Genomic DNA, 19,469 nt, shown 5'->3' with positions numbered 1-19,469 from the left:
TCTACAGCGCCGACACCTCGCGGGGAAGGAATGTGACACGGTGAACGAGCGCGAGCTGATGACGGCGTGTTTCGAGGAGGAGCGCGGCCGTCTGCGCGCGGTGGCCTACCGGATGCTGGGCTCGCTGAGCGAGGCGGACGACGCCGTCCAGGAGACCTGGCTGCGGGCGAGCCGCGCCGGCACCGGCGAGGTGGCGAACCTGGCGGCGTGGCTGACCACGGTGGTGGGCCGCGTGTGTCTCAACGTGCTGCGTTCGCGGCGGCGGCGCGACGAGGAGCCGCTCGGCGCGGGCATCCCCGATCCGGTCATCAGCCCCGAGTCGGGCGTGGACCCCGAGCACGAGGCGCTGCTGGCGGACTCGGTCGGGCTGGCGCTGCTGGTGGTGCTGGACACGCTGTCGCCGGCCGAGCGGCTGGCGTTCGTGCTGCACGACATGTTCGCGGTGCCGTTCGAGGAGATCGCGCCGCTGCTCGACCGGTCACCGGCGGCGGCCCGCCAGCTCGCCAGCCGCGCGCGGCGCCGGGTGCGCGGGCAGGCCCCGGTGCCGGACCCGGATCCGGCCCGCCAGCGCGACGTGGTGAACGCGTTCTTCGCCGCAGCCCGTGACGGCGACTTCGACGCGCTCGTCTCCGTACTCGACCCCGAGGTCGTGCTGCGGTCCGACGGCGGCGTGGCGCGCGCCCGCCACACGGTCGTCTTCCACGGCGCGGGAACGGTCGCGGAGCAGGCGGTCACGTTCGGGCGGCTCTCACCGTTCGCCCGCCCGGCGCTCGTCAACGGTACGGCCGGCGTGGTCGTCGTGGCGAAGGACCGGCCGCTGTCCATCATGGCGTTCACCGTCACGGACGGCCGGATCGCGGCCATCGACGTGATCGCCGACCCCGAGCGTCTGGCGCGGCTGATCCCCGGCGTCTGACCCCAGGTCACGCGGGGGTTTCAGGTGCCCCCGCCCATCGACAAGGAAATTAGGTGAGGCTAAGCTAACGCCTCATGAGACGTCCCCTCACTCTGACCGTGCTGCTCGCGAGCGCGTTGGTGCTCGGGCCGGCCGCCTGTGGTGGCGCGCCCGAGAGCGACTCCGCCTCCGGTGGAGACAAGAAGATCACCGTTTACAGCGGGCGCAGCGAGTCGCTGGTCAAGCCGCTTCTGGAACGTTTCAGCCAAGAGAGTGGCATCACCGTCGAGGCCAGGTACGGCAACACCGCCGCCATGGCCGGCCAGCTCCTGGAGGAGGGAGACCGCTCGCCCGCCGACGCGTTCTTCGCCCAGGACGCGGGTGCGCTGGGCGCGGTGGCCAAGCAGGGCATGTTCGCCCCGTTGCCCGACGACCTGACCGGCAAGGTGCCCGAGACGTACCGGGCCGGCAGCAAGGAGTGGGTCGGCGTCACCGCCCGCTCGCGGGTCCTGGTCTACAACCCCGACCTCGTACAAGAGGCGGACCTGCCCGCGTCGGTCTTCGACCTCACCGAACCGGAGTGGAAGGGCAAGGTCGGCGTGGCCCCGACCAACGCCTCCTTCCAGGCGTTCGTGACCGCGATCCGGGTCCAGCACGGCGAGGAGAAGGCCAAGGAGTTCCTGACCGGGCTCCAGGCCAACGAACCGCAGATCCGCGAGGGCAACGGCCCGATCCTGGAGGAGGTCGACGAAGGCAAGATCGCCATCGGCCTCATCAACCACTACTACCTGGGCGAGCTGGCCAAGGAGCGCGGCACCACGCCGGACACGCTCAAGGCCAAGCTGCACTTCTTCCCCGGCGGCGACACCGGCGCGCTGGTGAACGTGGCCGGGGTGGGCGTGCTCAAGAAGGCCGCCGAGGACCCCGACGTGCGGGCGTTCGTCACGTACCTGCTCGGCGCGGACGCGCAGAAGTACTTCGCCGAGCAGACGTACGAGTACCCGGTCGTGGACGGCGTGGCCCCGCCCGCGTTCGTGCCGCCGCTCGACCAGCTGACCGCGCCCGACGTGGACCTCAACGACCTCGACGAGCTGGAGGCCACGATCGCGCTGATCAAGGAATCGGGGCTCGTCCCGTAGTGATGCGCACGCGCACGCGCCGGCCGCTGCTGCTCGCCCTCTCGGTGGTGACGGTGGCGGTCGCGCTCGTCCCGGTGGCCTACCTGACGGTCAGGACGGCCGAGGCCGGATGGGCGCGGATCGCGGAGGAGGTTCTCACCGTCAGGACGGCCCGGCTGGCCGTCCTGACCGTGGGCCTGGCGGCCGTCGTGACCGTGGCCTGCACCGTCCTGGGCGTGGCGTCGGCGTTCCTCGTCGTACGCACCGACCTGCCGGGCAGGCGGCTGTTCGCGGTGCTGGCGGCGCTGCCGCTGGCCGTGCCCACCTACATCGCCGCGTTCGCCTGGCGGTCCTCGGTGGACGGGTTCGAGGGCTTCTGGGCGGCCGCGCTCGTGCTGACCCTCTGCTCGTACCCGTACGTCTTCCTGCCCGTCGCGGCGGCGCTCGTCAACGCGGACCCGTCGCAGCAGGAGGTGTCGCGCTCGCTCGGCAGGAGCGCGTGGCGCACGTTCACCGGCGTGACGCTGCGGCAGATCAGGCCCGCCTACGCCGGCGGGGCGCTGCTGGTGGCGCTGTACGTGCTGTCGGACTTCGGCGCGGTGTCGATCGTGCGCGCCGACACCTTCACCCGGGCCGTGTTCGTCGCATTCGACCTGGGCTTCGACCGCACCGGCGCGCTGGTGCTGTCCACCGTGCTGGTGGTGCTGACCATGCTGGTGCTCGCGGGGGAGACCGTCACCCGCCGCCGCGGCGCCCGGTACGCGCACCTCGGCGGCACCCGCAGGACCGCGGCCAGGCAGCGGCTCGGGCGGGCCCGCTGGCCCGCCGCCGCCGCGCTGGCCGTCCTGGCAGGGCTCGCGCTCGGCGTCACCGCGCTCAGCCTCGGCCTCCGGATGCTCCAGGGCGTCTCCCGTCCGGGCGCCTGGGCGGAGGTGGCCGCCGCCATGGGCAACTCGCTCTGGCTGTCACTCGCCGGGGCCGCGCTCACCATGGCGCTCGCGCTGCCGCTCGGCCTGCTGACGGCCAAGGCTCCTGGACCTGTCGCGACCGTGCTCGACCGGCTCGCCTACGTCAGCCACGCGCTGCCGGGCGTGGTGATCGGGCTGTCGCTGGTGTCGTTCGGGGTCACGCTCGCGTACCCGCTCTACCAGACGACCTGGCTGCTGGCGCTCGGCTACGCCGCCCTGTTCCTGCCGCTCGCCCTCGCCGCCGTCGCCGGGGCCGCCGCGCAGGCGCCGCCGGTGCTGGAGGACGTGGCCCGCTCGCTCGGGCGCGGGCCGGTGGCCGTGCTGCGCACGGTGACGCTGCCGCTCGTCCTGCCCGGCATCGGCGCGGGCGCCGCGCTGGTCTTCCTGACCTGCATGAAGGAGCTGCCCGCCACGCTGCTGCTGCGGCCGACGGGCGTCGACACCCTGGCCACCGAGCTGTGGACGCACACCACCGTGGCCGCGTACGCGGCGGCGGCCCCTTACGCGGCGCTGCTCGTGCTGCTGTCATCGGTGCCCGCGTGGCTGCTCACCGCGCGCACCGGCATACTCACCGCGGAGACTTCACGATGAGCCAGTTGGACCTGCGGGGACTCGTCAAGCGCTACGGCGCGGTGACCGCGCTCGGCGGTGCGGACCTCGCCGTGCCCGGCGGCACCCTCACCGCCGTGCTCGGCCCGTCCGGCTGCGGCAAGACCACGCTGCTGCGGTGCGTGGCGGGCTTCGAACGGCTCGACGCCGGCGAGATCTCCGTCGACGGCCGCGTGGTCGCCGGGCCGGGCACGCACACGCCGCCCGAGCGGCGGCACGTCGTCACGGTCCCGCAGGAGGGCGCGCTCTTCCCCCATCTGTCCGTACGGGACAACGTCGCGTACGGGCTGACCCGCGAGGAGCGCCGCTCAGGCCGGGCCGAGGAGGTGCTCGACATGGTCGGCCTGGCCGGGTACGGCGACCGGATGCCGCACCACCTGTCCGGAGGCCAGCAGCAGCGGGTCGCCGTGGCCCGCGCCCTGGCGCCGCGGCCCTCGGTCATCCTGCTCGACGAGCCGTTCAGCGCGCTCGACGCCGGGCTCCGCGCCGACCTGCGCAGGGACGTGCGGGCCGCGCTGCGGGCCGACAAGGCGACCGGCATCCTGGTCACCCACGACCAGAACGAGGCGCTGTCCGTCGCCGACCAGGTGGCGGTGATGCGCGACGGCCGCGTCCTGCAGAGCGGTCCTCCCGTCGAGCTCTACCGCGAGCCGGCCGACCCGTGGGTGGCGGCCTTCGTGGGCGAGGCCGTGTTCCTCCCGGCGACCGGCCCCGACCTGCTGACGCCGCTCGGCCCGGTCGCCGCGGACCGGGTCCCCGGCGGTACGGGCGAGCTGACGGTCATGGTGCGGCCCGAGCAGATCGTGCTCACGGAAGGGCCCGGCGTGTCGGCTACCGTGACCGGCCACGACTTCCACGGCCACGACGCCACCGTCGCGCTCCTGCTGGCGGACGGCACCCGCGTCACCGCCCGCGTGCCCGGCCACGCCGTCCCGGTCGCCGCCGGCTCGGCGGTGTCGGTGCGGGTCGAGGGGGCGTGCCGGGTGTGGCGCGGGGGTCACTTGGACAGGTAGAGGGTCTTCCAGGTGCCGGCGTACAGGCAGTTGAGTGACGGCTTGGACCGCTTGCCCTCGGCGCAGACCTTGAGCTCGACCTGGTAGACGTCGCTGTCGGTGAACGAGAAGCTCTTCGCCGTCCGGTACGTGCAGTCGCGGACGCTGCGGTGCTTGTGCGGCAGCTGGTTCCCGTCCCGGTAGGTGATGCGGAACACGGCCCAGCCGCAGACCTTGGACGAGGCGGCGTAGTCGTAGACCTTGCCGGTGATCTTCACGGAGTCGGCGGTGGGAAGGTCCGCGTGGTCCTCGCCCTTGGCGGTCAGCGTGCCGACGGCCTTGGCCTTCTGGCCGGGAGCGTAACGCGGGCCCCACGGGGCGGCGGCTTCGGTGGTGGCGGTCGCGGCCTGGGCGGCGGGGGCGATCGCGAGAAGGGTGCCTGCGGCGAGGGCGAGAACGGCGACGGGGCGGGAGAGCGACATCGGTGCGGTCCTTTCTCAAGTTTTCCTGACCGCACTGTGCGCCGCCCCGCTTTCAACCCCCTTGCCGGGTGGAATCCGCCGCTTTCAACATTCTTGCCCCCGTAGCGGCCATCTCCCTTGATCAGGTCCGGTAGCGTCCAGCCATGCTGAAGACGATCGCGTTGGTGGTGGCCGGTGCGCTGATGGCGCCCGCGCAGGCGCCCGCCATCCCGAAGGACTTCCTGCTGTACGAGAAGCAGGCGCGGCAGGACGACGAGCACTGGATCCTCGGCCTGGACGGGGCGGAGGACGTGTGGAACATCCAGTGCAGCCCCGTGATGCTCTCCGGGTGGAAGGAGAGCCGCGAGGTCTCGTACGACACGAAGATCGGCGGCGGTGAGCGCACCGACCGCAGGCGCGGCGAGCAGCTGTTCGTGTTCGCCAGTGCCAAGGGCGCGGGGAAGATGATGGACCGGATGCGCGCCCTGCTCAGGCAGTGCGGCAAGACGGTCAAGGTGGGCAAGCCCCGCATCGGCGACGAGGCGCTGCAGGCGGCGCGGACGATCCGGCCCACGAAGAAGGCGCCGATCCCGCAGACGCAGAAGTTCGTCGCCGTGCGCGAGGGCTCCGCCGTGGCGATCTACTGGGACATGCACAACGACGCCAAGCCGCTGCGCACCCTGGCCAGGCACCGGGCGGACGCCGCGAAGATGGCCGCCAAGATGGCCCGCTACTGGTCGAGGTAGGCCCTGCTGTCGTGACGGAAGAGGTGGACGATCACCCCGATCGCCAGGCCGAGCCCCACGATGGCCGGAAGGCTCAGCCCGCCGCCCGCGGCCAGGTTGGCAACGTAGCCCAGGACGTTCAGCGCCATGATCGCGATGAGGCCGAAGCGGGCCCAGCGCCTGCGGGCGGTCAGCTTGACCGTCAGGAAGGCCGTGAGCACGAGGAGGGCGGCGCTCCACCCCGTGATCAGGTAGATCTGAGAGGTGTCCACCCCGGCCGGGGCGGACCCCGCGAAGAAGAGGATGAGGGCGGCGACCAGGGCCATCACCACGATGTAGATCCAGAGCAGGATCCGAGCGGTCCGAACCGGCCTGGGCATGGGGGTGGCTTCGTCCATGGCATGACCGTAGCCGCCCCGACCTCCCTCATCCGAGGCTTTGCGAACGCTTCTTCCCCGCCTGTCCGCTACCGGAGTCGCCGGGCCCGGCGGGCCGTCACCGCCGAGGCCAGCACCAGAAGGGTGAGCAGCGCCCAGTAGACCAGGCCCTTCCTGCCGTGGTCGGGCAGGTTCGCCGCCAGATAGACCAGACCGGGCGCCACGTAGACGGCCGCGGCCAGCGCCCACCGGCCGTCCCGCACGGCGACCGTGGCCAGCAGGGCCGCGGCCAGCGCCGTCACCTCCACCCCGGCCCAGAACAGCAGCCAGAGGATCTCCTCCCGGTACCCGAAGTTCACGTACTGCAGAGCCCAGCACCCGATCGGCACCAGCGCCCACAACCACGACCGGGACGGCATCCGCCCGGGACGCACGGCGAGGACCGCCAGCCCGGCCACCACCACCCAGTACGGCGCGGGGTGCTCGGACCAGGGGCCGAAGTCGCCCACCCCGTGGGCCTGCAGCGCGGCCGCCGCGGCCAGCGGCAGCGCGAGCCGTACCCATCCCCGCATGATCGCCAGCACGAGCAGGACGGCGAGGGCCGTCCACACGGGGCGCACCAGATGGGGCAGCACGTGCACCTTGCCCGCGTACGTGCTCGCCGCCACGGCCAGCACGCCCACGTGCAGCCCGTCCGCCCACCAGGCCGTGCGCCCACCGGCCTCCCTGACCCGGGCCGCGAGCCCGCCGCCGACCAGGTGCAGCACCTCCCGGGCCGGCGGCCACCGCCGCTCCCCGGTCGCCTCCATCAGGGTGGCGACCAGCTCCTCGCCACGCTCCCGGCGGTAGGCGGGCGGATAGGCCACCAGCAGCCGCCGCCAGGTGCGCTCAAGCGGATCGGCGGCCGATCCGGGGGCGGCCGTCATGCTCCGCTCACCGCGATTCTGCTCGTGACGATCGCGGCGGCGCGCTGGAGCCGGAGGGCCTCGGCGCTGACGGCGGCCACGCCCTCGTCGGTGATCCGGTAGTAGCGCCGCGCCCGCCCGTCGACGATCTCCTCACGGTCGATCGTCACCAGGCCGGCCGCCGACAGCCGGTCCAGCGCCCCGTACAGGGTGCCCACCGCGGGCTTCACCCGCCCGGCAGACTGTTCGGCGGTCCGTTTGATGATCCCGTAGCCGTGCAACGGCTCTTCCAGGAGCGCGGCGAGGATGAAGTACGTCGCCTCGGTCATCTTCATGCCGGACACCATATATCGGCTACCGAAATATATCGGCCTACTTGACGAATCTCGCCGCGATCCGCTTGCCCGCGCGCTGGGCGGGCGCCTCCACCAGCCGGTACGTCAGCGCCGCGCAGCCGAGCAGCGCCCCCAGCACCACCACGCCCAGCCCGGCCCGGTACGGCCACGCGACGGCGGCCGGATCCGCCAGCAGCCCGTCCACGATCTCCAGCAGGATCGGGTGCAGCAGGTAGACCGAGTAGCTCACCATGCCCAGCCACGCCCACCACGCCGGCACCCGCCGCCGCGCCAGCAGCATCCCGGCCGCGAACGTGGCCCACGCCGCCAGCACCGCGCTCGCCCACGGCCACGGGACACCGTCGCCGTGCCAGAGCGCCGCGGCCACGGCCGCGACCGGCACGCTCCCCGCCAGCGCCGCCGCCCGCCACGGCGCGACCTGCCCGTCCCGCACCCGGTACAGGGCCGTGCCGGCGAACATGGTGGCGAGAATCGTCAGGCTCTGCCAGGCCGGGATCCGCCCGTTCACCAGGATCAGCCCGAGCACCACCACCCCGAGCACCAGCGCCCCGGCCCGCCGCGCACCAGGACGCCCGCTCAGCACCCCCGCCAGCCCGCACCCCACCAGCGCGATCACGGCGAGCACGGTGCCGAGCGTCGCCCCGGCCCCGCGCGACAGCAGCACCGACGGCAGCACCCCGCCCAGCAGCACGGCCGCGGCCCCGAACCCGAAGGCGACCTCCGCGCTGCGCCGGTGCACCCCGGCCACGTACAGGGCGGTGACCAGGAGGTAGAAGGCCATCTCGTACGAGAGCGTCCAGAGCACGTTGAGCACGTTCGGCACGTTGAGCAGGTCCTGCAGCATGGTCAGATGCCCGAGCACCGCCGACGCCGGCCGGTCGGTGAGCCAGACGTGCATCGGGTCGACGCCGGAGACGGCCAGCAGCAGGGCCGCCGCCACGGCCACCGCCCACAGCGGGTAGAGCCGGAAGAACCGGCCGGCCCAGAACCCGGCCACGCTGCCCCGCCGCTCCAGCGAGGCGGGGATCACGTAACCGCTCACCAGGAAGAACACCATGACGCCATAGATCCCGGCGTCGAACCAGGGCCCGGTGACGGCGCGCAGCTCCGGGTAGAGCGGGTTGAGCGCGTGCTCGTACACGACCACGAGCGCGGCGACGGCGCGCAGCGCGTCCAGCCAGCCCAGGCGGCTCTCGCGAGGAGGAACGGGCGCGAGGGTCTCCCGGGTCCCGGTGGAATTGGCCATCGAGGCCCGAGGCTACCGCGTGGTACGCCCCTTTTGGCCGGAACCGTAGAAGATCGAGCGAAGGGCGGGAGTTGTCCCGCCCATACCGATCACCCGTTCAGGGTCACATGTTGATCATGTGGCCGGCCAGGCCGTGGATCGCCTCCTTGACCGCCTCGCCCAGCGTCGGGTGGGCGTGCACGTTGCGGGCCACCTCGTGCACCGTCAGGTCCCACTGCTGGGCCAGCGTCAGCTCGGGCAGCAGCTCGGTGACCTCGGGGCCGATCAGGTGGGCGCCGAGCAGCTCGCCGTGCTCGTTGTCGCTGACGATCTTCACGAAGCCGTTGGCGTCGCCCAGGCCGTGCGCCTTGCCGTTGGCGGTGAACGGGAACTTGACCACCTTGACGTCGTGGCCCAGGTCGCGGGCCTGCGCCTCGGTGTAGCCGAAGCTGGCCACCTGCGGCTGGCAGTAGGTGGCGCGCGGGATCATCACGTAGTCGAGCTCCATGGTCTCGGCGCCCGCGATGGTCTCGGCGGCGATCATGCCCATCGACTCGGCGGCGTGCGCCAGCATGAGCTTGGCGGTGACGTCGCCGATCGCGTAGATGTGCGGCACGTTGGTGCGCAGGCGGCCGTCGACCGCGATCGCGCCCCTGTCGGTCAGCTCGACGCCGGTCTTCTCCAGGCCGTAGCCGTCGACGCGCGGCTGGAAGCCGATCGCCTGGAGCACCTTGTCGGCCTCCAGCACCTGCTGCTGCCCGTCGCGCGACACGGTCACCTTGACCGACGAGCCGGTGTCCTCGATGTTCTCCACCCGGGTGGAGGTGTGCAGCTCGATGCCGAGCCGCTTGTAGCGCTTGGCCAGCTCGGCCGAGACCTCCTCGTCCTCCAGCGGCACGATCCGGTCGAGGAACTCCACGATCGTGACCTTGACGCCGTAGTTGTGGAGCACGTAAGCGAACTCCACGCCGATGGCGCCCGCGCCCGCGATGATGACGCTGCCGGGCAGGTCCTCCGAGAGGATCTGCTCCTCGTACGTCACCACCCGGTCCGACAGCGACGTGCCGGGGATCAGCCTGGTGGTCGCGCCTGCGGCGATGATGCAGTTGTCGAAGGTGATCGTCTCGTCGTTCACCTGGATGGTGTTGGCGTCGAGGAACGTGCCGCGCCCGTCGTACTCCGTGATGGAGTTCTTCTTCATCAGGTAGTGGATGCCCTTGACCCGGCCGTCCGCGACCTTGCGGCTGCGCGTGAAGGCGGCGCCGTAGTCGAACGTGACGTCACCCTGGATGCCGAAGGTCTTGGCCTCCTTGGTGAAGATGTGGGCCAGCTCGGCGTTGCGCAGCAGCGCCTTGGACGGGATGCAGCCCACGTTCAGGCAGACGCCACCCCAGTACTTCTCCTCGATGACCGCCGTGCGCAGCCCGAGCTGGGAGGCGCGTACGGCGGCCGTGTATCCTCCCGGACCCGCGCCCAGGACCACGACGTCGTAGTGAGTGCTCATGGTTCGGACCATACCGCTCGCCGGAGGGCTCACCTGACCGTCACCCCCGCGGCTGGACGTCCACCTGGTAGGGCAGTGTCAGCTCGTCGGCGACCTTGCCCCGAATACCCCAGTTGACCTGCGGCATCTCGATGATTGTGATTTCCACGTCTTCTGGCTCGTACGGGAGCCGCTCGTAGATCGTCCGGATGAGCGCGCGCTTGGCGTCGTCGCTGCGGCCGGTGAAGCAGACGATCTCGATGATCAGGTACGAGCCGGAACGCTGGGGACAGACCAGGTCGTCGGCGTCCAGCAGCAGGAACCGGTGGAACCGCTTGTCCTCCGGCAGCCCCCACGCCTCGACCAGGCATCCCTGGAGCAGGTCGGAGACCTCCCGCTGCCGCCCCGCCCACACCTCACGCCGCCCGTAGACCTTCACCTGAGCCATGTCGGTCACTATAGAACCGTGATCCGCATACTGCTGGCCGACGACGAGGCCATGATGCGCGCCGGGGTGCGGGCCATCCTGGCGTCCGACCCGAAGCTCGACGTGGTGGCCGAGGCCGGCGACGGACGCGAGGCGGTCGACCTGGCGATCAGCCACCACCCGGACGTCGCGCTCCTCGACATCCGCATGCCGGTGCTCGACGGGCTGGCCGCGGCGGCCGAGATGCGCAGGGCGGCGCCGGGCACGGCGGTGGTGATGCTGACCACGTTCGGCGAGGACGACTACATCGCCAAGGCGCTGGAAGTGGGCGCGAGCGGCTTCCTGCTCAAGTCGGGCGACCCACGTGAGCTGATCGCGGGCGTGCACGCGGTGGCCGGCGGCGCGGCCTACCTCTCGCCGAAGGTCGCACACCGGGTGATCGCCCAGCTCGCCGGCGGCCGGATGGCGCGCGGCGCGCACGCCCGCGACCGGCTGGAGTCGCTGACCGAGCGCGAGCGCGAGGTGCTGGCCCTGGTCGGCGCCGGGCTGTCGAACGCGGAGATCGCCGGCCGCCTGCACATCGTCGAGGGCACGGTGAAGGCGTACGTGAGCGCGATACTCACCCGGCTGGGCGTCCGCAACCGGGTCCAGGCGGCGATCATCGCCTACGAGGCGGGATTGGTAGCCTGACACGTGATGTATCGCCTCGTGTTCACGCAGGTCTTGCGGCGGTTCGACGCCGAGGCCGTGCACCACCGGACCGTCAGGGGGCTGGCGTTGGTCGCCAGACTGCCCCTGCTCAAGCGCCTGCTCCACAGGGCGCTCGCCCCGCACGACCCGGCGCTGCGGATCACCGCGTTCGGCGTGCACTTCCCCGGCCCGCTCGGGCTGGCCGCCGGCTTCGACAAGGACGCCGCCTGCGCGGAGGCCGTGGCCGCGCTCGGCTTCTCGCACGTCGAGGTCGGCACGATCACCGCGCACGCGCAGCCGGGCAACCCGCGCCCGCGGCTGTTCAGGCTCGTACGCGAGCGGGCGGTGGTCAACAGGATGGGCTTCAACAACGCCGGAGCCCCGGCCGCCGCCCGCCGCCTGCGCCGCACCCGTGGGGTGCCCGCCGTGGTCGGCGTCAACATCGGCAAGACCAAGGTCGTGCCCGAGTCCGAGGCGGCCGCCGACTACGTCACCAGCGCCAAGGAGCTCGCGCCCCTGGCCGACTACCTGGTGGTCAACGTCAGCTCGCCCAACACGCCCGGCCTGCGCGACCTCCAGGCGGTGTCGCTGCTGCGGCCCCTGCTGACCGCGGTCAAGGAGGTCTGCGACAGCACGCCGCGGCGCACCCCGCTGCTCGTGAAGATCGCGCCCGACCTGGCCGACGACGACGTCGACGCCGTCGCGGACCTGGCGCTGGAGCTGGGGCTCGACGGCATCATCGCGACCAACACCACGATCGCGCACGACGGTCCCACCGGCGGGCTGTCCGGCCGCCCCCTCAAGGCCCGCTCGCTGGAGGTGCTGCGGCGGCTGCGCGCCCGCGTCGGCGACCGGCTCACCCTGGTGTCCGTGGGCGGCGTCGAGGACGTCGACGACGTCTGGGAGCGCCTCCTGGCCGGCGCCACCCTGGTCCAGGGCTACACCGGCTGGATCTACGGCGGCCCGCTGTGGGCGTCCCGCATCCACCGCCAGCTCTCCCGCCGCGTCCGCCGCCACCGCCTGACATCCATCACCGCCATAATCGGCCGCACGGCCCCTGCGGATTCCCGCCGTACGGACCCCGGATCCGGAGAGATCGGCCGCGCGACTTCCGGATCCGCGGCGACCGATCGTACGGACCCTGGATCTGGAGAGATCGGCCGCACGGCCCCCGACTCCGCGGAGGCCGGTCGTACGGTCTCCGACGACTCGCGGTGACAGGTCCGGTGGAGCTCGACGGCGGGGTCGTGCTGCGCCCGCTGGCGCTCGACGACGCCGAGCCGCTCGCGGACGCGTACCGTCGCAACCGCGACCACCTGCGCCGCTGGGAGCCGCGGCGGACGGAGGAGTTCTTCACCACGGCGGGCCAGGCCGCGCGGGTGGCGGAGATGCTCAAGATCCGCGACGAGCACCGGATGTTCCCGTGGGTGCTCGCCGACGGCCCGCTGATCGTCGGCATCCTCAACGTGAACGACATCGTGCTCGGCGCCTTCCGCAACGGCCACCTGGGCTACTGGGTCGACGCCGCCCGCAACGGCCGCGGCCTGGCCACCGGCGCGGTGCGGGAGGCCTGCCGCGTCGCGGCGGAGTCGCTGGGGCTGCACCGCCTCCAGGCCGGCACCCTCCTCGACAACCACGGCTCCCAGCGCGTGCTGCGCAAGTGCGGCTTCACCGAGATCGGCGTGGCCGAGAAGTACCTGCACATCGACGGCGAGTGGCGCGACCACCTGCTCTTCGAGAAGATCCTGCATGACGGCCCGCCCGGGTAGGACTGTCGGCACGGGCGGCTAATGTCCGAGCGTCGGATGCCGGACACGACGGCCGGGAGTTGAGTGGTGGCGCGCGCGAGACCCGACGAGGTCGAGGTCACGGTCGAGCAGCTCGTCCACGTCGGCGACGACGACTACACCGTCGCCCGGGTGAGCGCCGACGACCTGCCCTCCTTCATCGCCTCCGGCCGGACGCTGGCCGGGGCGCAGCCGGGGGAGCGGCTGCTGCTCGCCGGCGAGTGGGGCGAGCACCCCCGCTTCGGCGCCCGCCTGCAGGTCCGCCGGTGCGAGCGCATAGCGCCCTCGACCGTCCGCGCCATCGCCCTCTACCTCGGCTCCGGCCTCATCCGGGGCGTCGGGCCGCGACTGGCCCACGCCATCGTCAGCCACTTCGGCGAGGAGACGCTCAAGGTCATCGACACCGAGCCCGGCCGGCTGCGCGAGGTGGTCAACATCGGCGCCATCCGTCAGGCCCAGATCGTCGAGGCGTGGGCCGAGCAGAAGGCCGTCGCCGCCCTCATGGTCGCCCTGCAGGGCTTCGGGGTGAGCCCGCTGCTCGCCGCCAAGATCTACCAGGTGTACGGCGACGAGTCGCTGCGTGTCCTGACCACCGATCCCTACCAGCTCGTGGGCCGGGTGCGCGGCATCGCCTTCCAGAGCGCCGACCGCATCGCGCTGCGCTCCGGCGTCCCCGAGGACAGCCCGCAGCGCGTCAAGGCGGCCGTGGTCGACCGGATCGAGGCGGCCGCGGCCGGCGGCGGCCACTGCTTCGTGCCGCTGCGCGCGCTCGTCGCCCAGGTGGCCGCGCTGGTCGAGCAGGACGAGCCGAAGATCAGGCAGGCCGTCGACGCGCTCCACGCCGACCGCCGGGTGGTCGTCGAGGCGTCACCCTCCGACCCGGGCCGCCTGGTCGTCTACGGCAAGCAGGAACACAGCCGCGAGGTCGCGCTGGCCGCTCACCTCGCCCGGCTCGCCCGCGCCCCGTCCAAGCTGCGGCTGCGGCCCTTCCAGGAGGACGACCGGCTCCACGACGACCAGCGCGCGGCGGTCAACCTGGTGCTGACCAGCACGGTCTCGGTGCTGACCGGCGGCCCGGGCTGCGGCAAGAGCCACACGGTGGCCGCCATCGCCGCCACTGTGCGGGCGATGGGCGGCCGGGTGACGCTCACCGCCCCCACGGGCAAGGCGGCCAAGCGCCTGTCGGAGCTGACCGGGCTGCCCGCGATGACCGTCCACCGCATGCTCGCCCAGCAGCCGGAGGACGACGGCGCGCTGTTCCAGGAGCGGCCGGTCGAGGCCGACCTCATCGTGGTCGACGAGGCGTCCATGCTCGACCTGCAGCTCGCCACCCGGCTGGCGTCGGCCGTCCCGTCCGGCAGCCACCTGCTGCTGGTCGGCGACAGCGACCAGCTGCCCAGCATCGGCCCCGGCCGGGTGCTGGCCGACCTGCTGAGCGTCGAGGAGATCCCGCGCGTCCGGCTCACCCACATCTTCCGCCAGGCGCAGGGCAGCGGCATCGTCAGGGCCGCCCACCACGTGCGCGCCGGCGAGCTGCCCGGGCTGCCCGGCGGCGGCGGGTTCTGGTTCGAGGAGCTCGACGACCCGCAGGCGGTGGCCGACCGGGTCATCCACCTCGCCACCGAGGCCATCCCCCGCAAGCAGGGCATCCGCCCCGACCAGGTGCAGGTGCTCTGCCCGATGCGCAAGGGCGTCACGGGCACCGTCGAGCTGGGCCGCCGCCTGCAGGAGCGGCTCAACCCGCCGGGCGACGGGGTCGACGAGCACTGGTACGGCTCCTCGGTCTACCGGGCGGGCGACCGGGTCCTGCCCATCCGCAACAACTACGACAAGGGCGTCTTCAACGGTGAGACCGCCACGGTCACCGCCGTCGACCAGCGCGAGCGGCTGGTGGAGCTGCGCACCGACGACGGCCGCACGGTCGAGTACGCCTTCGGCGAGCTCGACGAGCTGACCCACGCGTACGCGATCAGCGTGCACCGCTCCCAGGGCAGCGAATACCCGTTCGTGGTCGCCCCGATCGTCGCCGAGTCGGGCGGCATCATGCTGCGCCGCAGCCTCCTCTACACGCTGGTGACCAGGGCCAAGTCGTGGGTGGTGCTGGTGGGCCGGCGCGAGGCCCTGGAGATGGCGGTCCACACCCTCGGCCGCAGACGCAACACCGCGCTGCCGCAGCGGCTGGCCCTCGCGCTGGCCTGACGGGTCAGATGCTGGGCCGGGTCGACTCGGGGTCGTGGGTCATGGCCTCGATGCGGTCCATCACCTCGTCGAGCCGGATGACGCCGGGGAGGTGCGGCCTGCGGCGCTGCCACGGGTGCGGCCCGGCCGGCGGGCGATACTCGACGCCGAGCGCGTCCAGCCGCCCCAGGTGGGCATCCAGGCGGCCGGGGAAGTCGTCCTGGGCGCCCCAGGCGATGTCGGCCAGCGCGCACGCCCTGGGCCACATCCGGTAGTCGAGGGTGCGCGGGTCGGGCACGCGCTCCGTCCAGAGCTGCGCCTGCACGCCGATGACCCGCTCACGCTCCCCCGGAGCCCAGTCGTCCGGGGCGGGGTCGAACGCGGCCACGTCGGCCACGGTGATCGTCTCGCCGATGGCCAGCGGCTCGTCGGGCGAGGCCGCCTCCGCGTAGTCGAAGTAGAGCGGGAAGACCGAGGTGGCCACCACGTCGTGGCCCGCGGCGGCGGCGCGGCGGGCCACGCCCTGCCCGCGCCACGGCATGACGACCGTGTCCGGCCGCAGCCCGCCGCTCACGAACGCCTCGTCCCACACCACCGCGCGGCTGCCCCGCTCGGCCAGCGCGTCGGCCAGCCGCCGCAGGAACCACGCCTGCAGGTCGTTGACCGTGGCCAGGCCGAGCGACTCGCGGTAGGCGTCGATCTCGGGCGAGGCGGCCCACTGGTCGAGCACCACCTCGTCGCCGCCGATGTGCACGTAGGGGGTCTCGCCCAGCGCCCCCAGCAGCTCGTCGAAGATCGTGGTGAGGAACTCGACCGTCGGCGGCAGCGGCGACAGGATGGCGGGGGAGATGCCCCACCGGTCGAGCACGTCATGCGGCTCGCCCGTGGCGCCCAGCGACGGGTAGGCGGCCAGGATCGCCGAGGCGTGTCCCGGCACGTCGATCTCCGGCACCACGGTCACCGCCCTGTCGCGGGCGTAGGCGGCGATCTCGGCCAGGTCGTCCAGGGTGTAGTAGCCGCCGTGCGGGATGCCGTCGAACGCCTCCGGCTGACCGTACGGGTGCACGGCCGAGCGCGGCCGGTGGGAGGACATCTCGTGCAGCAGCGGGTAGGCCCGGCTCTCCACCCGCCAGCCCTGGTCGTCGGCCAGGTGGAGGTGGAGGCGGTTGAGCTTGTGCAGCGCCATCAGGTCGACCAGCCGCATGACCTCCCGCTTGGGGAAGAAGTGGCGCGCCACGTCCAGGTGGAGCCCGCGCCACGGGAAGCGGGGTTCGTCCTCGATCCGCGCCCCGGGCACGGTCCACGACGTCGCGGCACCGTACCGGAAGGCCTCGTCGGGCAGCAGCTGGCGCAGCGACTGGGCGGCGTAGAACGCGCCCGCCCGGCCGCCGGCGGCGATCTCGACGCCGCGCGAGCCCACCGTCAGCCGGTAGGCCTCGCCGCCGAGCGAGGGGTCGAGCCGCAGGTCGATCGCGCCGTCGTCACCCGGCAGCAGGTCCAGCCCCGGCATCGCGGTGCGGACGGCGCCGATCAGGTCGGCCGGCCCCGAGACGGCGGCCCCGGCGGTCAGCTCGTAGGAGGCGGACAAGGGACGGCTGAGCTTCGGGCGAGGGATCATGACTTCAGATAGTGCTGCAAGCCGTTCGCCAGCGCCAGCGCGATCTTCTGGCGGAACGCCGGGTCGCGGAACTTCGCCGCCTCACCCGCGTTGCGCATGTTGCCGGCCTCGATGAAGACCTTCGGCACCGTCGACAGGTTGAGCCCGCCCAGGTCGCCCCGGTAGTCGAGCCCCTTCTTGCCGATGTAGGTGGAGTACGGCAGCCCGGTGCCCTCGCGGAAGGCGCCGCGCACGGCCTTGCCCAGCCTGGCCGAGGCGCCCACCACGGGGTCGACCGGGCCGCCGATCTTCTTCGGCATGATGACGTGGAAGCCGCGGTTTCCTGGGCTGGAGCCGTCGGCGTGGACCGAGATCGCGGCGTCGGCCTCGCTGCGGTTGCCGATCGCGGCCCGCTCGGTGATGCACGGGCCGACGCCGGTGTTGCTGGAGCGGGTGAGCTTCACCGTCGCGCCGCGGCTCCTGAGGATCTTGGCCATGCGCGTGGACACGTCCCAGTTGAAGGCCGCCTCGGAGTAGCCGCTGTTGGTGGAGGTGCCGGTGGTGTCGCAGGCCTTCCACTGGGTCAGCACGTTGACCTTGCGGTTGATTTCCTTCGGGGCGCGGGCGTTGCCTCCGTTGTGTCCCGGGTCGATGACGACGACCCTGCCGTCGAGCGGCCGCACGGAGGGGGCCTTCTCGGCGGGCCGGGCCGAGCCGGCCGACCGGGCGGGCTCGGCGGCCGTGGCGCTCGACGTGGGCCCGGCGTCCCGGCGCGCCATCTGGTCCGCCACGGGGGCACCGGGAACGGCGCCGCCGCACGCGGAGGCGACCAGGCCGCAGGCAGCGAGAAGAGAGGCGGGAAGCGCACGCATGCGCTCCAACTTACGGCAACCTCGTCCGCGGGGTGCGGAACGCCGCGAACCCGCTCACCACACGTGCTCGCCGACCTCCTGACGCTGGAGGAGGGCGGCCAGCTCCCGCGCGTCCTCGGCGTCCAGGCCGAGGACGACGCGGGGCCGGCCCCACGGGTGGTCGAGCGAGTGGGCGACGTAGCTGGCGACGGACTCCACGCCGACGTCGGTGCCCCGGCCCCGCCCGGCGCGCCACTGCGCCCAGGCGCGCTCGAGCTCGGCCGCGGCACGCTGGGCGCACGACACCAGTTCCGGATCACGCATGGCTGTCCCCCCGGATCAGATCGTGGCCGGACCGCAAGTCCGGCCACAATTAGCATGACCCTGGCGAGTTAACCGCCGGGCGGGGCGTCACGGAGCGTGTTGACCGACCTTTGACATCCTCTTAGGCAGGACCCGTGCTGCGCCGCACGATCAGCTCCGGTGTCACCTCGCGTAGCCGGGCGGCCTTGGCCGGCTCGGAGATGCGATCGCTCAGCAGCGCCGCGGCCGTCCGCCCCATCGCGCGCCGGGGCTGGTCGACCGAGGTCAGGGAGATGTGGTCCGACGCCGCCAGGTGGGTGTTGTCGTAGCCGATCACCGAGAGGTCTTCCGGCACCCGCAGGCCGAGTTCGGCCGCGGCGATCAGCACGCCGAGCGCGACCACGTCGTTGGCGGCGAAGATGGCGGTGGGCCTCGGTTCGCGGGTCAGCAGGGCGAGTGCCGCCGTCCTGCCGCCGTCCTCCGAGGCGTCCGCCGCCTCGACCATGATGTAGGGCGCCAGCGAGTGCCTGCGCATGGCCACGAGGTAGCCCTCGCAGCGGGAGGGGCGCGGGCCCTCAATGTGCGCGATGCGCTTGTGCCCGGCCGCGACCAGGTGGTCGATCGCCAGACGCGCGCCGTGCTGGTCGTCGTCGACCACGATGTCGACGCCGTCGAGCTCGATGTCACGTTCCCCGACGACCACCGTCGGGGTGTACGAGGTCGCCTCGATCAGGGTTTCGCTGGTGGGCGCGATGCCTAAGAGCACCAGCCCGTCGACCCGGAGTTCCAGGAAGGCCTCCACGGCCTCGTCCTCGAACGCCGGGTCCCACTGGCTGTTGCCGATCAGCATGCGCAGCCCGTCGCCGTGCAGGCTCTCCTGCAGGCCGTCGAGGAACTCGGCGTAGAACGGGTTGTGCAGGTCGGCGACGAGTGCGCCGACGAGGTGCGTGCGGCCTTCCACGAGGCTGCGCGCGACGGCGTTCGGCCGGTAGCCGAGTTCACGGGCCGCCTGCAGCACGGCCTGGCGCCGGTGCTCGCTCACGTGCGGGGATCCGCGCAGCACGAGTGAGACCAGCGATTTCGAGACGCCGGCTCGCTCGGCGACGTTGCGGATGGTGGGCCTTGGTCGAGGCAGCGCGTCTACCTCTCTCAGCTCGGTGATGGTCGATGACTTCACTGGCGGTCCTGGCATGTGTCTCCCCCGCGATGCGGATGTTGGGGCACCTGTACCACCAAACGATCGAGTTCGCCGCAGGGTACGGCCTGGGTTCCGGAAGCCCGTCATTGCCCGGATGTCCGCAGGTCGGCAAGGGATGAGGCCGGAGCGTTCAGAAGCTCGACGGCGTGCGACGACTGCGTTTCGACCGCGCGACGCTCAGTCGCGCATGGGTCCGCGCGCCTCGGCGGGCGGCGCGGGTGGCGTGGGAAGGAAACCGGGGAAGGATGGCGCCGGGCGGGCGGCGCCAACTCCCCTGTATGACGTCCGAGTCGTCACTGGGGTGGACCGGGCCACGCCGACCTG

The 19,469-nt window shown here is 72.5% G+C and carries 20 protein-coding genes; 9 read left to right on the top strand and 11 right to left on the bottom strand.

The annotated features are described in order from the left end of the window. Positions 1–40 precede the first annotated feature (40 nt). The 4 genes from sigJ (at position 41) to FR742_RS32825 (ending at position 4,603) form a co-directional block, all read left to right on the top strand. Positions 41–916: an RNA polymerase sigma factor SigJ gene (gene sigJ, locus FR742_RS32840; RefSeq protein WP_222709218.1), complete on the top strand. Its 876-nt coding sequence runs from the start codon at positions 41–43 to the stop codon at positions 914–916. 74 nt (positions 917–990) lie between these two features. Next, on the top strand, positions 991–2,034 hold the full coding sequence (locus FR742_RS32835) for an iron ABC transporter substrate-binding protein (RefSeq protein WP_148035205.1): 1,044 nt from the start codon (positions 991–993) through the stop codon (positions 2,032–2,034). Between the two features lie 2 nt (positions 2,035–2,036). Further along, entirely contained in the window at positions 2,037–3,572 is a 1,536-nt protein-coding gene (locus tag FR742_RS32830) for an iron ABC transporter permease (RefSeq protein WP_148035204.1), read from the top strand. Beyond that, positions 3,569–4,603, top strand: coding sequence for an ABC transporter ATP-binding protein (locus FR742_RS32825; protein ID WP_148035203.1), 1,035 nt, complete (start codon positions 3,569–3,571; stop codon positions 4,601–4,603). The genes FR742_RS32830 and FR742_RS32825 overlap by 4 nt, the downstream gene beginning before the upstream one ends. Here the strand turns inward: FR742_RS32825 and FR742_RS32820 are convergent. Next, positions 4,588–5,064 (bottom strand): hypothetical protein, encoded by a 477-nt coding sequence (locus tag FR742_RS32820; RefSeq protein WP_148035202.1) that lies wholly within the window; start codon positions 5,062–5,064, stop codon positions 4,588–4,590. The genes FR742_RS32825 and FR742_RS32820 overlap by 16 nt on opposite strands. A 143-nt stretch (positions 5,065–5,207) precedes the next feature. Between FR742_RS32820 and FR742_RS32815 the strand changes: the two genes are divergently transcribed. After that, positions 5,208–5,789 carry a hypothetical protein gene (locus tag FR742_RS32815; RefSeq protein ID WP_148035201.1) on the top strand — a complete coding sequence of 194 codons (582 nt, stop codon included), beginning with the start codon at positions 5,208–5,210 and terminating at the stop codon, positions 5,787–5,789. Here FR742_RS32815 and FR742_RS32810 read toward each other — a convergent pair. The 6 genes from FR742_RS32810 to FR742_RS32785 form a co-directional block, all read right to left on the bottom strand. Continuing rightward, positions 5,774–6,166 (bottom strand): hypothetical protein, encoded by a 393-nt coding sequence (locus tag FR742_RS32810; protein WP_148035200.1) that lies wholly within the window; start codon positions 6,164–6,166, stop codon positions 5,774–5,776. The two genes, FR742_RS32815 and FR742_RS32810, sit on opposite strands and share 16 nt — an antisense overlap. Before the next feature lie 68 nt (positions 6,167–6,234). After that, positions 6,235–7,071 carry a hypothetical protein gene (locus FR742_RS32805; protein WP_148035199.1) on the bottom strand — a complete coding sequence of 279 codons (837 nt, stop codon included), beginning with the start codon at positions 7,069–7,071 and terminating at the stop codon, positions 6,235–6,237. After that, positions 7,068–7,385, bottom strand: a complete 318-nt coding sequence (locus FR742_RS32800) for a PadR family transcriptional regulator (RefSeq protein WP_261808926.1) — start codon at positions 7,383–7,385, stop codon at positions 7,068–7,070. The genes FR742_RS32805 and FR742_RS32800 overlap by 4 nt, the downstream gene beginning before the upstream one ends. 37 nt (positions 7,386–7,422) lie before the next feature. After that, a complete protein-coding gene (locus FR742_RS32795; protein WP_148035198.1) occupies positions 7,423–8,652 on the bottom strand; it encodes an acyltransferase in 1,230 nt (409 codons plus the stop codon). A 103-nt stretch (positions 8,653–8,755) separates the two neighbouring features. Next, entirely contained in the window at positions 8,756–10,135 is a 1,380-nt protein-coding gene (gene lpdA / locus FR742_RS32790) for a dihydrolipoyl dehydrogenase (protein WP_148035197.1), read from the bottom strand. A gap of 40 nt (positions 10,136–10,175) precedes the next feature. Then, entirely contained in the window at positions 10,176–10,562 is a 387-nt protein-coding gene (locus tag FR742_RS32785) for a tautomerase family protein (protein ID WP_148035196.1), read from the bottom strand. Between the two features lie 18 nt (positions 10,563–10,580). On the opposite strand from FR742_RS32785, the gene FR742_RS32780 reads away from it, so the two are divergent. The 4 genes from FR742_RS32780 (at position 10,581) to FR742_RS32765 (ending at position 15,217) form a co-directional block, all read left to right on the top strand. Further along, positions 10,581–11,231 (top strand): response regulator transcription factor, encoded by a 651-nt coding sequence (locus FR742_RS32780; protein WP_148035195.1) that lies wholly within the window; start codon positions 10,581–10,583, stop codon positions 11,229–11,231. 3 nt (positions 11,232–11,234) lie between these two features. Next, a complete protein-coding gene (locus FR742_RS32775; RefSeq protein ID WP_261808925.1) occupies positions 11,235–12,449 on the top strand; it encodes a quinone-dependent dihydroorotate dehydrogenase in 1,215 nt (404 codons plus the stop codon). Further along, a complete protein-coding gene (locus FR742_RS32770) occupies positions 12,446–13,000 on the top strand; it encodes a GNAT family N-acetyltransferase (protein ID WP_148035193.1) in 555 nt (184 codons plus the stop codon). Before FR742_RS32775 ends, FR742_RS32770 begins: the two co-directional genes overlap by 4 nt. A gap of 66 nt (positions 13,001–13,066) precedes the next feature. Next, positions 13,067–15,217, top strand: a complete 2,151-nt coding sequence (locus FR742_RS32765; protein ID WP_261808924.1) for an ATP-dependent RecD-like DNA helicase — start codon at positions 13,067–13,069, stop codon at positions 15,215–15,217. Positions 15,218–15,221: 4 nt separating this feature from the next. On the opposite strand, the gene FR742_RS32760 is transcribed toward FR742_RS32765, so the two are convergent. The 4 genes from FR742_RS32760 to FR742_RS32745 all read right to left on the bottom strand — a co-directional run bounded on the left by FR742_RS32760 (position 15,222) and on the right by FR742_RS32745 (position 19,124). Next, positions 15,222–16,814: a beta-N-acetylhexosaminidase gene (locus FR742_RS32760; protein ID WP_148035191.1), complete on the bottom strand. Its 1,593-nt coding sequence runs from the start codon at positions 16,812–16,814 to the stop codon at positions 15,222–15,224. Then, positions 16,811–17,665, bottom strand: coding sequence for an N-acetylmuramoyl-L-alanine amidase (locus tag FR742_RS32755; protein WP_148035190.1), 855 nt, complete (start codon positions 17,663–17,665; stop codon positions 16,811–16,813). The genes FR742_RS32760 and FR742_RS32755 overlap by 4 nt, the downstream gene beginning before the upstream one ends. A 54-nt stretch (positions 17,666–17,719) precedes the next feature. Next, complete coding sequence (locus FR742_RS32750) at positions 17,720–17,968, bottom strand: hypothetical protein (protein ID WP_148035189.1); 249 nt, start codon at positions 17,966–17,968, stop codon at positions 17,720–17,722. Between the two features lie 121 nt (positions 17,969–18,089). After that, positions 18,090–19,124 (bottom strand): LacI family DNA-binding transcriptional regulator, encoded by a 1,035-nt coding sequence (locus FR742_RS32745; protein WP_261808923.1) that lies wholly within the window; start codon positions 19,122–19,124, stop codon positions 18,090–18,092. Between the last annotated feature and the right edge of the window lie 345 nt (positions 19,125–19,469).

The organism is Nonomuraea sp. C10, from assembly GCF_008017515.1.
GTDB classification, from domain to species: domain Bacteria; phylum Actinomycetota; class Actinomycetes; order Streptosporangiales; family Streptosporangiaceae; genus Nonomuraea; species Nonomuraea ferruginea.
This window is presented reverse-complemented; position numbering and strand designations above follow the sequence as displayed.

What these genes read in the sequence shown, in the direction of transcription:
- lpdA (WP_148035197.1), bottom strand. Translation starts at nt 10,135, where the DNA reads ATGAGCACTCACTACGACGTCGTGGTCCTGGGCGCGGGTCCGGGAGGA.
- FR742_RS32815 (WP_148035201.1), top strand. Translation starts at nt 5,208, where the DNA reads ATGCTGAAGACGATCGCGTTGGTGGTGGCCGGTGCGCTGATGGCGCCC.
- FR742_RS32750 (WP_148035189.1), bottom strand. Translation starts at nt 17,968, where the DNA reads ATGCGTGATCCGGAACTGGTGTCGTGCGCCCAGCGTGCCGCGGCCGAG.
- FR742_RS32785 (WP_148035196.1), bottom strand. Translation starts at nt 10,562, where the DNA reads ATGGCTCAGGTGAAGGTCTACGGGCGGCGTGAGGTGTGGGCGGGGCGG.
- FR742_RS32810 (WP_148035200.1), bottom strand. Translation starts at nt 6,166, where the DNA reads ATGGACGAAGCCACCCCCATGCCCAGGCCGGTTCGGACCGCTCGGATC.
- FR742_RS32800 (WP_261808926.1), bottom strand. Translation starts at nt 7,385, where the DNA reads ATGAAGATGACCGAGGCGACGTACTTCATCCTCGCCGCGCTCCTGGAA.
- FR742_RS32755 (WP_148035190.1), bottom strand. Translation starts at nt 17,665, where the DNA reads ATGCGTGCGCTTCCCGCCTCTCTTCTCGCTGCCTGCGGCCTGGTCGCC.
- FR742_RS32825 (WP_148035203.1), top strand. Translation starts at nt 3,569, where the DNA reads ATGAGCCAGTTGGACCTGCGGGGACTCGTCAAGCGCTACGGCGCGGTG.
- FR742_RS32835 (WP_148035205.1), top strand. Translation starts at nt 991, where the DNA reads ATGAGACGTCCCCTCACTCTGACCGTGCTGCTCGCGAGCGCGTTGGTG.
- FR742_RS32760 (WP_148035191.1), bottom strand. Translation starts at nt 16,814, where the DNA reads ATGATCCCTCGCCCGAAGCTCAGCCGTCCCTTGTCCGCCTCCTACGAG.
- FR742_RS32830 (WP_148035204.1), top strand. Translation starts at nt 2,037, where the DNA reads ATGCGCACGCGCACGCGCCGGCCGCTGCTGCTCGCCCTCTCGGTGGTG.
- FR742_RS32795 (WP_148035198.1), bottom strand. Translation starts at nt 8,652, where the DNA reads ATGGCCAATTCCACCGGGACCCGGGAGACCCTCGCGCCCGTTCCTCCT.
- FR742_RS32805 (WP_148035199.1), bottom strand. Translation starts at nt 7,071, where the DNA reads ATGACGGCCGCCCCCGGATCGGCCGCCGATCCGCTTGAGCGCACCTGG.
- FR742_RS32820 (WP_148035202.1), bottom strand. Translation starts at nt 5,064, where the DNA reads ATGTCGCTCTCCCGCCCCGTCGCCGTTCTCGCCCTCGCCGCAGGCACC.